This window comes from Vibrio sp. 2033, assembly GCF_033339735.1.
The window spans coordinates 113,227-128,029 of record NZ_JAWOVC010000004.1 but is presented as its reverse complement, the minus strand read 5'-3'; the positions used below and the strand labels follow the sequence as shown (position 1 = coordinate 128,029).

General features: G+C 44.1%; 10 protein-coding genes. 2 read left to right on the top strand and 8 right to left on the bottom strand.

Annotation, left to right across the window (positions count from 1 at the left end):
• Positions 1 to 29: 29 nt before the first annotated feature.
• Entirely contained in the window at positions 30 to 1,862 is a 1,833-nt protein-coding gene (gene glmS, locus R7P74_RS08155; protein WP_033906046.1) for a glutamine--fructose-6-phosphate transaminase (isomerizing), read from the bottom strand.
• 110 nt (positions 1,863 to 1,972) lie between these two features.
• A complete protein-coding gene (locus R7P74_RS08150; RefSeq protein ID WP_151514452.1) occupies positions 1,973 to 2,734 on the bottom strand; it encodes a DeoR/GlpR family DNA-binding transcription regulator in 762 nt (253 codons plus the stop codon).
• Between the two features lie 433 nt (positions 2,735 to 3,167).
• Between R7P74_RS08150 and pykF the strand changes: the two genes are divergently transcribed.
• Together pykF and R7P74_RS08140 are read left to right on the top strand one after the other, a co-directional pair.
• Positions 3,168 to 4,580 (top strand): pyruvate kinase PykF, encoded by a 1,413-nt coding sequence (gene pykF / locus R7P74_RS08145; protein WP_005392243.1) that lies wholly within the window; start codon positions 3,168 to 3,170, stop codon positions 4,578 to 4,580.
• A 157-nt stretch (positions 4,581 to 4,737) separates the two neighbouring features.
• Positions 4,738 to 5,424: a GntR family transcriptional regulator gene (locus R7P74_RS08140; protein ID WP_225473412.1), complete on the top strand. Its 687-nt coding sequence runs from the start codon at positions 4,738 to 4,740 to the stop codon at positions 5,422 to 5,424.
• 54 nt (positions 5,425 to 5,478) lie between these two features.
• Here R7P74_RS08140 and R7P74_RS08135 read toward each other — a convergent pair whose 3' ends face one another.
• From R7P74_RS08135 to R7P74_RS08110, 6 genes are all read right to left on the bottom strand, one after another.
• On the bottom strand, positions 5,479 to 7,359 hold the full coding sequence (locus R7P74_RS08135) for a sensor domain-containing diguanylate cyclase (protein ID WP_005379698.1): 1,881 nt from the start codon (positions 7,357 to 7,359) through the stop codon (positions 5,479 to 5,481).
• Positions 7,360 to 7,469: 110 nt separating this feature from the next.
• Positions 7,470 to 7,964, bottom strand: coding sequence for an acetolactate synthase small subunit (gene ilvN / locus R7P74_RS08130; protein WP_005379697.1), 495 nt, complete (start codon positions 7,962 to 7,964; stop codon positions 7,470 to 7,472).
• A gap of 1 nt (position 7,965) precedes the next feature.
• On the bottom strand, positions 7,966 to 9,690 hold the full coding sequence (locus tag R7P74_RS08125; protein WP_005379695.1) for an acetolactate synthase 3 large subunit: 1,725 nt from the start codon (positions 9,688 to 9,690) through the stop codon (positions 7,966 to 7,968).
• Positions 9,691 to 10,139: 449 nt separating this feature from the next.
• Positions 10,140 to 11,948 carry an AMP-dependent synthetase/ligase gene (locus tag R7P74_RS08120; protein WP_318122795.1) on the bottom strand — a complete coding sequence of 603 codons (1,809 nt, stop codon included), beginning with the start codon at positions 11,946 to 11,948 and terminating at the stop codon, positions 10,140 to 10,142.
• Positions 11,949 to 12,241: 293 nt separating this feature from the next.
• A complete protein-coding gene (gene calR, locus R7P74_RS08115; RefSeq protein ID WP_005379693.1) occupies positions 12,242 to 13,201 on the bottom strand; it encodes a LysR family transcriptional regulator CalR in 960 nt (319 codons plus the stop codon).
• A 555-nt stretch (positions 13,202 to 13,756) separates the two neighbouring features.
• Positions 13,757 to 14,803, bottom strand: a complete 1,047-nt coding sequence (locus R7P74_RS08110; RefSeq protein WP_005379691.1) for an MJ1255/VC2487 family glycosyltransferase — start codon at positions 14,801 to 14,803, stop codon at positions 13,757 to 13,759.

Genomic DNA, 14,803 nt, shown 5'->3' with positions numbered 1-14,803 from the left:
GCCGCTTGGATTTTTGCTGTTAAGCGTAATTACTCAACCGTTACCGCTTTCGCCAGGTTACGTGGTTGGTCTACGTCCGTACCTTTGATCAGTGCTACGTAGTAAGACAGTAACTGCATTGGGATGGTGTAGTAGATCGCCGCCGTGATTTCACTAACGTGAGGCATTGTGATGATCTTCATTGTTTCATCGCCTTCGAAGCCTGCGTCTGCATCTGCGAATACGTATAGAAGGCCGCCACGCGCACGCACTTCTTCAACGTTTGATTTTAGCTTTTCAAGTAGGTCGTTGCTTGGTGCAACCACAACAACTGGCATGTCAGCATCAATTAGAGCCAGAGGACCGTGTTTCAGTTCACCCGCCGCGTACGCTTCTGCGTGGATGTACGAGATCTCTTTCAGTTTTAGAGACGCTTCCATCGCGATTGGGTAGAACTCGCCACGGCCTAGGAACAATGTGTGGTGCTTGTCTGCAAAATCCGTTGCTAGTGCTTCAATTTCTTTCTCGAAAGAAAGTGCCGCGTTGATTTGCTTAGGAAGTGCGTGTAGCGCTTCAACAATCTCTTTTTCTTTCTCTTTGCTGATGCGACCTTGCTCTTTACCCAGTGCCGTTACCAACATAAGTAGTGCAGAAAGTTGAGTCGTGAACGCTTTAGTTGAAGCCACACCGATTTCAACACCAGCGCGAGTCATGAATGCAAAATCTGATTCACGAACCAAAGAGGAACCCGCTACGTTACAGATGGTCATCGCCGCCATGTAACCTTTCTCTTTTGCTAGGCGAAGTGCTGCTAGGGTATCAGCGGTTTCACCAGACTGAGACAACGTGATCAATAGGCTGTTTGGACGAGTCACAAACTTGCGGTAACGGAACTCAGACGCGATTTCTACATCACAGCTAACGCCAGCAATGTCTTCAAACCAGTAACGTGCCGTCATACCTGCGTTGTAAGACGTACCACACGCGACGATTTGTACGTGTTCTACTTTGCTTAGAATGTCTGCCGCGTGCACACCGATCGCGTCTGTCACAACAGAGTCTGCCGTGATACGACCTTCCATTGTGTTGATCAACGCTTTAGGTTGCTCATAGATTTCTTTTTGCATGAAGTGACGGTATTGGCCTTTATCACCTGCATCATGCTCTGCATTAGATTCAACAATTTCACGCTCAACTGGCTCACCCGTTGCATCAAACACAGTGACTTCACGGCGAGTAATTTCTGCTACGTCCCCTTCTTCTAGGTACATGAAACGGCGCGTAACGTTGAGTAATGCAAGTTGGTCAGACGCTAGGAAGTTTTCACCCACACCAAAACCGATCACGATCGGGCTGCCTGAACGCGCTACTACGATGCGTGAAGGATCTTTGCGATCCAACGCTACCGTGCCGTATGCGCCTTCAAGTTGTTTTGCTGTTTTTTGTACCGCTTCTAATAGCGTTTCTGAAGTACGAAGTTCCCACTCAACCATGTGTGCGATAACTTCTGTATCCGTTTGCGATTCAAACACGTAGCCACGAGATTGAAGCAGCTCACGCAGCTCTTCATGGTTTTCGATGATGCCGTTATGGACCACTGCGATATCACCAGACATGTGTGGGTGAGCATTGATTTCAGAAGGTTCACCGTGCGTCGCCCAACGAGTGTGCGCAATACCAGTTCCGCCGATCACTTTTGCTTCTTCTACTGCATCAGCCAATTCTTGTACTTTACCCAAGCGACGAACGCGCGTTAGGTTTGATTCGCCATCAACAACCGCAACGCCAGCAGAGTCGTAACCGCGGTACTCTAAGCGGCGTAGACCTTCAACCAAAATTTCTGCAACATCTCGTTGTGCTACTGCACCTACGATTCCACACATGTGTTTATCTCCGTTTGTAGTTTTGTTCTTCCCTAGCCATGATTTCAAATAGAGGCAGCAAGCAAAGGCCTTTATCCAGAGGGAAGTAAAATATGAAACTGATTACATTATTAGGCGCAAATGACTTTCACGCCATGTTGTTCAATCTGTACTTTATGCTCTGCTTGGATATCTGCATCGGTCACCAACACATCAACTTGATGCCAAGCGAGCTCTAAGTTTGGGATCTTACGGCCGACTTTTTCGGACTCGATCATTACGATCACTTCACGTGACGCTTCTGCCATTACCTTACTTAAGCCAACCAATTCATTAAATGTCGTGGTTCCACGCTCGAGATCGATGCCATCCGCACCGATGAATAGTTGGTCAAAGTCGTAAGCTCGTAATACAGATTCGGCTACTTTGCCTTGAAAGGACTCTGAGTGCGTATCCCAAGTACCGCCAGTCATCAGCAGTGTCGGTTCGCTCTCTAATTCATTTAGGGCGTTAGCAACATGCAACGAGTTGGTCATGACCACTAAGCCACGTTTGTCATTCAACTGTTGAATCAGCGCGGCAGTCGTGCTGCCACTGTCGATCACGATGCGATTATGATCGCGAATCAATGATGCTGCTGCTTTTGCTAAGCTTAACTTTCGAGTCGAAACATTAGCGCCCAATTCTTCGTGAATGACTTCCTTTGGGATAGCAATCGCACCGCCATAGCGGCGTAGAAGTTGGCCGTTTTTCTCTAAAGAAGCTAAATCCTTTCTAATCGTGACCTCTGAGGTTTCGAATTTCTGAGCAAGTTCATCAACGCTGACTTCTCCTAGTTCAGAAACCAAGTTAGAAATGGCGTGTCTTCTTAATTGAGTATTTCGTTTCGACATTTAAGTTTTGATTTTAAGTTTCGATGTGAAACTTATTATAGTCAAACCGAAACTTTTAAGTCCATTTATTTCGATCCAAAAAATTAATATTTCTCGATAAAACCTTGTCCTAAGACAATTCTTAAACAGTGATATTGGATTCATTCAGTGGTAGAATTCGCCACCGAAAAGAAAAAAAATTACAGAATTGAAGGCTATTTTTTTGCAACTTTCTGCATATAAAGTGGGATTAGTCACAAAAAGGTAACCAAAATCGCCGATCTTTTAGTCATAAAATGACTAAACTTGGTGAAAGACTTTCAGAATCTGAAGTTCTAATAATGAGACGAAAAATCGGTGGGTGACAGGTACTAAATGTCATCAAAAACGTCCTGACTTCAGAGTAAATAACCGACTTTCAAATTGTAACTATACTTACCGGAGAGTATCTTCCATGAAAAAGACCAAAATCGTATGTACGATTGGCCCCAAAACAGAATCTGTAGAGAAGCTAACTGAACTAGTTAACGCAGGCATGAACGTAATGCGCCTTAACTTCTCTCACGGTGACTACGAAGAACACGGCACTCGTATCGCGAACTTCCGTAAAGTAATGGAAGCTACTGGCAAACCACTAGCAATTCTTCTAGATACTAAAGGTCCAGAAATCCGCACTATCAAGCTAGAAGGCGGTAACGATGTTGATCTAGTAGCAGGTCAAGAATTCACTTTCACAACTGACACTTCAGTTGTAGGTAACAAAGATAAAGTTGCAGTAACTTACGCTGGTTTCGCAGCAGACCTAAACGTAGGTAACACTATCCTAGTAGACGACGGTCTAATCGAGATGGAAGTTATCTCTAAGACGGAAACTGAAGTTAAATGTAAAGTTCTTAACAACGGTGCACTAGGCGAAAACAAAGGTGTTAACCTTCCTGGCGTTTCTGTAAACCTACCTGCACTATCTGAAAAAGATAAGAACGACCTTAAGTTTGGTTGTGAGCAAGGCGTTGACTTCGTAGCAGCTTCTTTCATCCGTAAAGCGTCTGACGTTCAAGAAATCCGTGAAGTACTTGCTGCAAACGGCGGCGAGAACATCCACATCATCTCTAAGATCGAAAACCAAGAAGGTGTTGATAACTTCGACGAGATCCTAGAGCTTTCTGACGGCATCATGGTTGCACGTGGTGATCTAGGTGTTGAAATCCCAGCTGAAGAAGTAATCTTCGCTCAGAAAATGATGATCGAGAAGTGTAACCGTGCACGTAAGATGGTTATCACAGCAACTCAAATGCTTGATTCTATGATCAACAACCCACGTCCTACTCGTGCGGAAGCAGGCGACGTTGCTAACGCGGTAATGGACGGTACTGACGCAGTAATGCTTTCTGGTGAAACGGCGAAAGGTAAATACCCTGTTGAAGCGGTAACTATCATGGCTCAAATCGCGAACCGTACTGATTCAGCGCTAAAAGCTGAGCTAGGTTCTCGTCTAGACAGCCCACGTCTACGCATCACTGAAGCAGTATGTAAAGGCGCAGTAGACACAGCAGAGAAACTAGCTGCTCCACTTATCGTTGTTGCAACTGAAGGCGGTAAGTCTGCACGTTCAGTACGTAAGTACTTCCCAACTGCAAACATTCTAGCGCTAACAACTAACAAGAAAACTGCTGCACAGCTAGTTCTAACTAAAGGTGTTACTCCTGTAGTTGTTGATTCAATCGAAAGCACTGACGCATTCTACGTAGCGGGTAAAGAACTTGCTCTAGAATCAGGTCTAGGTAACAAAGGCGATATCGTTGTTATGGTTTCTGGCGCTCTAGTTGCTTCAGGTACTACGAACACAGCTTCTGTACACGTGCTATAAGACTGAACTTTTAACACTTCAGTTTCTTGAGAAGGAGGGCTTATGCCCTCCTTTTTTATATGGCTTTCTTGCTCTCATAATAGGCTAATTGTATTATTTACCTCTATCAGAATTTCGTACTGTTTAATTTTATCGTCACGATTAAAGTTTCTATGAGGTGTATGTGTCTAGTCCCACTCTTACCGACAAAGTATTAAGAATGATCCGTCAGGATATTCTCGATGGCGAGCTTAAACCAGGTCAAAAACTCGTGGTTGCCGAACTCAAAGAGAAGTACAACGTAGGAGCGTCACCCATTCGAGAAGCATTGGTGCAATTATCTTGGAGCAAATACGTCAAACTCGAGCCGCAAAAAGGCTGCTGGGTTGCACCTGTATGTAAAGATGAGTTACATGACTTGTACGAAAGCCTGCAAATGGTCTCCGCATGCTTACTCAGTAAGGCAATTATGATTGGCGATGAAAAATGGGAACTGGATGTACTAACTGCTTATCACAAGTTATCCCGAGTAAAACCTGGCGAAAGCTTTTGTTGGAGGGAATGGGAAGAGCGCCAAAATCAGTTTCTTACTGCGCTGTTTGAAGGTGCTGGCTCTGTCAATATGTTTGGGTTTTTCCGCGATCTACTCACGAAAATTAAACGCTACCAATACTTCGCGATGCAGATTTTAGGCACAGGGAACCCTGGGCACTGTAATCTCGATGAGCAAGAAATACTGATGAAGGCATCGCTAGACAAAAAGAGTCAGGATGCTTTAGGTTATCTAGAGCGTTATTTGAGACAGTCAATACAGTGTATCGAAGCCGCCATCGACAACCAATGTCGCATACTGGCTAGCGAATAACGCTGAGACTAAAAAGCGGGGGTCTATCCCCGTTTTTTCGTTTTTGTAAAAGCACTAAGCAATATCATCATAACTATGACACAGCGATACGCAGTTACGCCCTGCACTTTTTGACTCATACAAAGCAATATCAGCACATTTATACGTTCTTGTACGATCAGAGGTTAAATCACTATACCCAGCACTGACAGTAATGCCTCTATCACTACGCATTTGAACCGCGACACGTAGCCTGTTCAATACAATTTCAGCCTCTTCTAGTGTTGTATGCGGCATGATCACTGCAAATTCCTCACCACCGACACGAGATACAAAGTCTGTGCTGCGGACTTCTTCTAGGAGGGTTTCTGCGACACTACAAATCACCTTGTCTCCTTCGTCGTGGCCTAGCTCGTCATTAATACGCTTAAAATGGTCAATATCAAACAACGCCAAACAAGCAGGAGGGCTATCAGGATAGCGTTCAATAATCCCCGCATATTGCGCCAATTGCTCTTCAAATTTTCGGCGGTTCCACAACCCCGTCAAGCCATCTTTTTCGCTTAGGTTTCGTAATTTTTCTTCTAACTCTTTTTGCCCAGAGATATCCACCAGCGACGTAATGTAATAACTCACTTTACCTGATTTGGTTAAATTCGCCTGAATACGCATTATTGCAGTAAAGACTTGATTAAACTTAGTTCGACAACGAATCTCCCCTTCCCATACGTGTTCACTCTTCAGTGTTTTCCAGATACTCAGGTTTGCTTCGAGATCTTCAGGTAAGAGAATTAAATGATGTGCACTCCAACCTTGGGCATGCTTGGTTGAGTAACCCATCATATTTTCAAACTCTTGATTAACCATGATGATTCTATGTGAAGCATCCGAGATCATCACCGCAGTCATACCATCAAGAGCAGCTCGAGCCAACTTCGATTCCATACTATGACGCCGATAATGCAGAGCAAGGGCTGCCGTCGGCAAAGTGAAGCCGAGCACCAAACTTAGAACAAAAAACGCTTCTTGGATTAAGTCATCAATATCCCTCTGAGCTCGGGATAATAACTGCTCATTGGTAAGATCAATAACCAGATGAAGAGGTTCGCTAGAAACAAACTGGATGGTGCGATACGCGACCAAATTCGAACCATTGTAAGCATAGCCCGAATCTTTTGAATTTAAACTACGCCAAATGTTTGGGTACATCCGGCCAAAATTAAATTGAGAGCGAGCGGGAATTATATGGCCATACAAACGAGCTGATTTAGGGCTATCAATGTAAAATCCGTCACTCTTAATCAGCTCAATATGGAAATCAAGCACTGACGAATAGTTGAGTCGAGAGGATAAATAGTCAATATCAACATTAAGCACAAGATACCCTTCGCGCTTTCCGTTAAGCGAAATAGGCATCAAAATACGCAGTGACGGGCTATAGGGATAGACTAACTCGCCATACTCTCGTTCTAAACCTATCCCCCACGAAGCGATTTCGCCATCGTCTAAGTTCTTAGCGAATTGAAAGTAATCTCGCTCTGACTTATTTTGCAATTTGATCGCGGGCAACGCAGCGCCTGTTTCAATCTCATAATTAATCCTCACTTTTTCTCGACCAGAAACATCAAGAAAGCGAATTTGCTTATACAACTTTTGATTGATTGCGACCGAGATCCACATGTCTTCTAAGATGGAACGGTTCACCCGGTTAGGTTGGCGCAGATATTCATACAGACTTTGGCTGTGACCAAGTAGGTCACTGATCGTTTCGATTTGATCCTGAATATTGCTGTATTCACGGCCAGTATAGGCCAATTGATGTAACGCTTCTTGAGCGGTGTTCTCAACATTGTTTTCTAACAACGTCAGATATTTCTGATAGTAGTAAGCGGCAGTGAGTGCACTAAAAAATAGTGCTGTCGCCAATAAGGTGCCGACTCGCTTAGGTACTTTCACACGTCTAATGCCTATCATGCTTACTAAAACGACAATTATATCATTAATTGTTATTTTCTAAACAAAAAAGCCACTTAGATTAAGTGGCTTTTCTATATGCAATCAGAGAGTTAAGGTTTGAGGGCTCGCTCTCCTCGCGCAATGCCAACGACACCACTGCGAGCAACTTCGACAACTTCGGTCACTTCGGATATCGCTTGAATGAAGGCATCTAGCTTTTCACTCGTACCCGCAAGTTGTACGGTGTATTGGGAAGCCGTGACATCCACGATCTGGCCACGGAAGATGTCTGCCGTCCGCTTCACTTCTGCTCGCGCAAAACCACTGGCTTTCACTTTCACCATCATCAGTTCACGCTCAATGTGCTCATACTCGGTGACTTCTTGTACTTTCAGCACATCGATCAGTTTGTGTAACTGCTTCTGAATTTGTTCCAACTGCATCTCATCAGATGTCGTGGTAATGTTCATTCGCGACAGGGTTTCATCATCAGTCGGTGATACCGTCAAAGATTCAATGTTGTAACCACGTTGAGAGAACAAACCAACAACACGAGACAACGCACCCGGTTGGTTTTCCAATAGCAATGAAATAATGTGTCTCATATTAAGTTCTCTCCGTTTTGCTTAGCCACATTTTATCCATACCCTCACCTTTGATTTGCATCGGGTATACGTGTTCGGTTTCGTCTACGTTGATGTCCACAAACACCAGACGATCTTTCATATCCAACGCTTTTTGTAGCCCTTCTTCGAGCTGATCAGGCGTTTCGATACGAATACCGACGTGACCATAAGCTTCTGCAATCGCTGCAAAGTCAGGAACAGAACTCATGTAAGAATTAGAGTGACGACCTTGATAAATAATGTCTTGCCACTGTTTTACCATGCCTAAGAATCGGTTGTTCAGGTTGATGATCTTCACCGGAATGTCGTATTGCATGGCTGTCGACAATTCTTGAATATTCATCTGAATACTGCCGTCACCAGTCACAACCACGACCTCTTCTTGTGGCATGGCAAACTTCACGCCCATGCCAGCCGGAAGACCAAATCCCATGGTGCCAAGACCACCAGAGTTTATCCAACGGCGCGGCTTATTGAATGGGTAGTACAGCGCCGCAAACATCTGATGCTGGCCCACATCAGACGCCACATATGCGTCACCATTAGTTAGCTTGTGCAGCGTTTCAATTACTTGCTGTGGCTTGATTCGTTCTGGAGACGTTTCATAAGACAAGCAGTTGCGGTCACGCCATACTTGAATGTCGTCCCACCATGCGGTGATAGCATCTTGATCATTTCCACTACCTTGCTCTGCAAGCAGCCCGAGCATGGTTGTCAGCACTTTTTCCGCAGAACCTACGATCGGCAAATCCACTTTCACGTTTTTCGAGATCGATGACGGATCGATATCAATATGCATCACTTTTGCGTTTGGGCAGTACTTTTCAAGGTTGTTGGTTGTACGGTCATCAAAACGCACACCGATACCAAAAATAAGATCCGCTTCATGCATTGCCATATTAGCTTCGTAAGTGCCGTGCATACCCAACATGCCCAGTGAGTTTTTATGTGTACCCGGGAATGCCCCCAAGCCCATCAAAGTACTCACAACGGGTAGGTTCAGTTTGTCGGAAAGCTCTAAAATATGTTCATGGGCGCCAGAAATCACCGCACCACCACCGATATAAAGCACTGGTTTTTTCGCTTCTAATAGCGATTTAAGCGCTTTTTTAATCTGGCCTTTATGGCCCGAAGTTGTCGGCTTGTAAGAGCGCATTGAAAGCGTTTCTGGATATTGATAAGGCAGTTTGATTTGCGGGTTCATTACATCTTTTGGCAAATCAATCACAACTGGACCAGGTCGACCTGTAGTCGCGATATAAAACGCTTTTTTGATTGTTTCAGGAATATCTTCCGCTTTTTTTACTAAAAAGCTGTGTTTGACCACTGGGCGGGAGACACCGACGATGTCACACTCTTGGAAAGCATCATTACCAATTAGGCTATTCGGTACGTTACCCGAGATAACGATCATTGGGATAGAGTCCATATAAGCCGTGGCAATACCAGTAATGGTATTGGTCGCGCCCGGCCCCGAGCACACAAGTACGACACCCGGTTTACCGGTAGCTCGAGCGTAACCATCTGCCATATGAGTGGCGGCTTGCTCATGCCTTACAAGTACGTGTTTGATTTGATCGGTTTTGGCATGCAGTGCATCGTAGATATCCAAAACAGAGCCACCTGGGTAGCCAAAGATCTGCTCTACGTGCTCTTCTATCAGAGATTGAACCACCATCTCTGCGCCTGACAACATTGCTGTCATAATTGCTCTCCTTAGCCAGTTTCCTCACCGTAAGGTCAACGGATTGGTCTGGTTTTACATAGTCTAGGTCTTATTCGTAGCCTAATCGAAATACTTCCACGTTTTCGGCTATGTCTTGCGTTCGTCATAACATCCCGCAAGGTTACCCAACAAATGTAACGTTTTATTATCAAAGGGTCTAATGAGAGATTGATCTACTTTTTAAACAAGATACTAGTAATTAGAATGTTAGTAGGAATAGCAGCCACACATCTCCTATTTCACAGTACAACCTAAAAAGTTAACGCTCAAAAAAAGAACATTATTTCATAAGCTTTTAGCTATAGGGTGCGAAATAGCGTTATTTGACGAGAAAAACAGAAAAAATCAATACAAACAAAAATCCCCAGCAATGCGCGATCACATCACTGGGGATTTTTTCATCAATATAAAATCTAAGTCAGCTTAAGTTACTTTTTATCCGACTTTTCCTTATACATTTCTTCAATTTCATCTTGGTATTTGTCATTGATGACTTTACGACGAAGTTTTTGAGTTGGCGTTAACTCACCATCATCCATAGAGAAAGCTCTTGGTAACAGTTTAAACTTCTTCACTTGTTCAAACTTTGCCAACTCTTTTTGAAGATCGTTCACACGCTTCTCAAGCATTTCGACCACCTGGTGGTGCTTAATCAACTCAACGCGATCGTGATATTTGATATTCAGCTCTTTCGCGTACTCTTCTAGCGAGTCATAACAAGGCACGATAAGCGCAGAAACAAACTTACGAGTATCCGCAATGACTGCGATTTGCTCGATGAAGTGGTCTTTACCAATCGCACCTTCAATCATTTGTGGAGCGATGTATTTACCACCTGAAGTTTTCATCAACTCTTTGATACGATCGGTGATGAACAAGTTGCCATTTTCATCAATGTAACCAGCGTCGCCCGTTTTTAGGAAACCGTGCTCATCAAAGGTCTTTTCCGTCTCTTCTGGCATTTTGTAATAGCCACGCATCACCATTGGAGCACGAACCAGAATCTCGTTGTTTTCGCCAATCTTAACCTGTGCGCCAGGCATCGACATACCAATAGAGTCGGGGTTAAAACATTTATCATCCCAACACGATACTGTCGCCGTGGTTTCAGTCATGCCGTAGCCCAACTTAACGTTGATACCAATCGCATGGAAGAATCGACCGATGGTTTCATCCAACTTTGCACCGCCACAAGGCATAAAGTTGATTTGCCCGCCAAGTAGCGCACGCAGTTTGCTCAGAACCAACTTATCCGCCAAAGCGTATGACTTACGCAGCAAGAGCGATGGCTGACGTTTTTCTTGATGACAAGCGGCCATTTTTGCGCCCATGTTGACTGCCCAAGTAAACATGATCTTACGATGAATCGGCGCGCGAGACACTTTCTCGTGAATCGCAGAGAAGATCTTCTCATAGAAACGCGGTACGGCACACATCACGGTAGGTCGCACCTGGCTCAGTGCATCACGTACTTGCATGGTGTCTTGCAAATAGCAGTTGGTCGCCCCTTTGTACAATACATAAAAAGTCCAAGCGCGCTCAAATACGTGTGACAACGGAAGGAAACATAATGACACGTCACTTTGAGAAAGGCTCAAGCGCTGATCGTGCCCTTCCAATTGCGCCGCAATGTTTGCGTAGTCCAACATAACGCCTTTTGGCTGGCCTGTTGTACCCGAGGTGTAGATCAGCGTGAGTAGATCATCTTCTTTTGCCTGATCTAAACGCACGTCCAATTCAACTTGATATGTAGTGTCGCCTTTGGCAACAAATGCTTGCCAAGAGATAACGAAATCATGATCGCCAAGTTCTATATCATCAGACATCGCAACAATGAGCTCTAACTGTTCGCACTGGTCGAAAATGCTCACTGCTGCATCAAATTGAGGCTGTTCACCAACAAACAGAACTTTGACGTCTGCATTGTTAATGATGTACGCCGACTGGGCGGCAGTATTGGTTGGGTAAATAGGTACTGTCACGCTGCGTAATTGCAGTGCTGCGATATCAGCGATCGTCCATTGCGGCATGTTGTTCGAGAAAATGCCGATCTTATCTTGGACTCCTAATCCCTGAGCCAAAAGTGCAAGTGATAAAGCATCAACTTGCTGACCAAATTGCGTCCACGTAATACCTTGCCACTCCTCACCCACTTTATGCTTGAGTGCAACGCGTGTACCACCGTTCGCAATTTGTTCACGAATACGTTTAACGATATGAAAATCTAACTTGGCCATTCTTTTACTTACCTTTTGGCTTACAGGCGTAAGCTAATTGAGCGAACAAGTGTACTCACGGCTTGCTAAAACGCAACTGACCAGTATCAAACTTATCACTAATAAGAGACAACTATCACTTATACGTCGCGAACGTACCTCAAATTGCTGAATGATTACTCCATTTAACTTACTGTTTCGATTGTTGATTACGAAAACAAAAAGCCCCGAGAGACAAAAATCGCTCGGGGACCAATGAATTGTAAAAATTGATGATTACCAATATGGTCTAATCGAGAAGACCAAACGTCATCTTATTTTGCGGCAACGACTTCACCACAAGTGATCATCAGTTGATCGCGTAGCCAAATGTGGCCTTTATCTTTTTCACTTGATTCATGCCAGCTTAAGAAACCGCTGATTTCTTTGTTCGCAAATGGAAAATCAAGAATTTGCAGTTGATCGCTGTTTACCGCATTTTCCGCCATCCAACGTGGTGCAATAGTCACAAGCTCAGATTGACCCACCACGTATAGTAGGTTGCTTAAACTAGAACCTTCATACGCCGCTTGGCAATCCAGTTCACGGTACGCTTGCTCTGAGAAACTACGTTGGCCATGCACTTTCGATAACTTCGCATGCTTTTCGTTAAGCAGTTGCTCAGCCGTCACACCACCTTGAATGCGTGGGTGTGTTTTTGATGCGATAACCACTAATTCATCTTTGAAGATTTCAGTGCTTGAGAAACCTTGCTCATCAAAACGAGCGTAGTCGATCACGAAATCAATTTCTTGGTAGCGCATACGCTCAGACAACAAACGGTCAAATTCTGCATCTAGGTGAAGCTGAACGTTTGGTGCTTGTTGATTCACTTTTGCCATGATCTTCGGAGCAAAACGCATGTCACAAGGGCTGCAAATCGCAAGCTTGAATAAGCGAGTCGAAGATTCTGGTTGGAATACAGAGCTAGGAAGTTCATTGCGAATCAGCTGTAGTGCTTGGCGAATAGGGCCAAACAGTTGACGTGCTCGTTGCGTAGGCTGAATACCACGGCCTTGGCGCATGAATAGCTCGTCGTTAAACATCACTTTTAAGCGTGCCACGGCGTTACTTACCGCCGGCTGAGACATGCCTAGGTTATGTGCTGCACGAGTAATATTTTGCTCTTGCATTACAGCATCAAATACAGTCAGTAGGTTTAAATCTACACCACGCAAAGTGCTTTCCATACGGTAGCTAGCAATTGCGCTCATCGCGTCTTTCTTCTCTAACATTGAGTGCGCCTCTTTTGTAATCGTCAACTTTGTTCATTAAATTCATAACGAATAGAATCCCATCTCGCACAAAAGACGGCGGCTGGATTCGAATCATTTTACGAATAGATAACCTAACTTTTTATTATATTTATCGTCCGGATACTTCCGGCTCGAACTGTACTATCAACTAATCGATTGCGGTTTCGCAACTAGATTGATATTTAATCAGTAAATTTTAGCCAATTAGGTATTTATTCGTTAAATAACAAAAGCTTGATAAAAACATAAAAAACTATAAAACACGTAAAAATGCATTCTTTGAGGACGTATTTAGCAAATTGATAGGACAGGTGGTTAACACAAGCATGCATTTAGCTCGGTTATTGGTTGGGATAGGAACAACATATAGCAGCTATATCTCTGATTGAATTTTGCACTTATCAGTCAAATTATCAGCAAATACACACTGAATAGAAATGAGAGAGGAAGAATAAAAATGCAGCCTTCCAAACAGAAAGGCTGCAACAAAATCGTGTCAAAAATGGAAGGAACAATGTACTTAGAACAACGTACTTAAATGTTCGACACGTAACTTGGAAAATCAACCTGCTCCCACAGCTGTCTGGATAACTCTGCTTTTGAATCCCATGCACCTTGCAGTACCCAATGAACAATAGCCTGAGCAACATCTGGGTATTTCACACTTTCGGCTTGTTGCTCCTTTAGCCACTGGCGTACTGCGGAAATGTCTAAGCTCTCCATCGACATCGCAAGCCCTAAATCTTCTAAGGTCGCAACATTGCTCTGCTGCTCGAATTGACCCGCGAGTGGCTTTAGTAACAATTTTTTCCCCAAAGACAAGGCTTCTGAAGGAAGCTCAAACCCACCATTAGCAATGACACCACTACAGCGATGCAAATGATGCTGGAAGTTGCTGTGGCATAAAGGGCGCAGTTCTATGTTTTCTACCTGCTCACATTCGATCACATCCGGGTGATAACAGATAAACGCTTGTTGATTAAAGTGGAACAATAAGTCTGAGATATCTTCAATCGATTCGAACGGTAGATACACCAACACGAAGTCGTCGTTTTCTGCTTGGCTATCGACGGTATGCACTATCGGTGGTAACAAAGGTTGATCAAAATGATGCCAATGCAAACCAAGGTGGTGTTGAGAAGGCGCAAAGTATTCAATGACGGATTTATCTAACCAACTTGCTCCCTTTAGTGGCACCGGATAACGGAAAGCATTTTGGTGGCTGATACCAATAGAAGGCTTATTTTGCTGTCTCGCTGCCCACGCAGTCACAGGTTCGAAGTCATTAATGATAAGATCGTAGGACGACAGATCGAGTTGCTTAACTTCTTTGAAAAACTGCACCAAATTGTTATTCAATGCTGTTTTCGCGTAGTTTACAGAGCCTTTTTCGGTAATAAAGGTGAAGCCTCGGCGAGTCTGGTAATCGCCAAATGCTTCCATTGAAAAGTATTTTTCCGGCGCTCGCCCAGAAAACAAAAAGTCGACCTCAACATCGTGCTCTTTAAACGCATGACTCATCGCCCTTGCGCGTGCAATATGTCCGTTTCCTGTCCCTTGAACACCGTACAAGATTTTCAT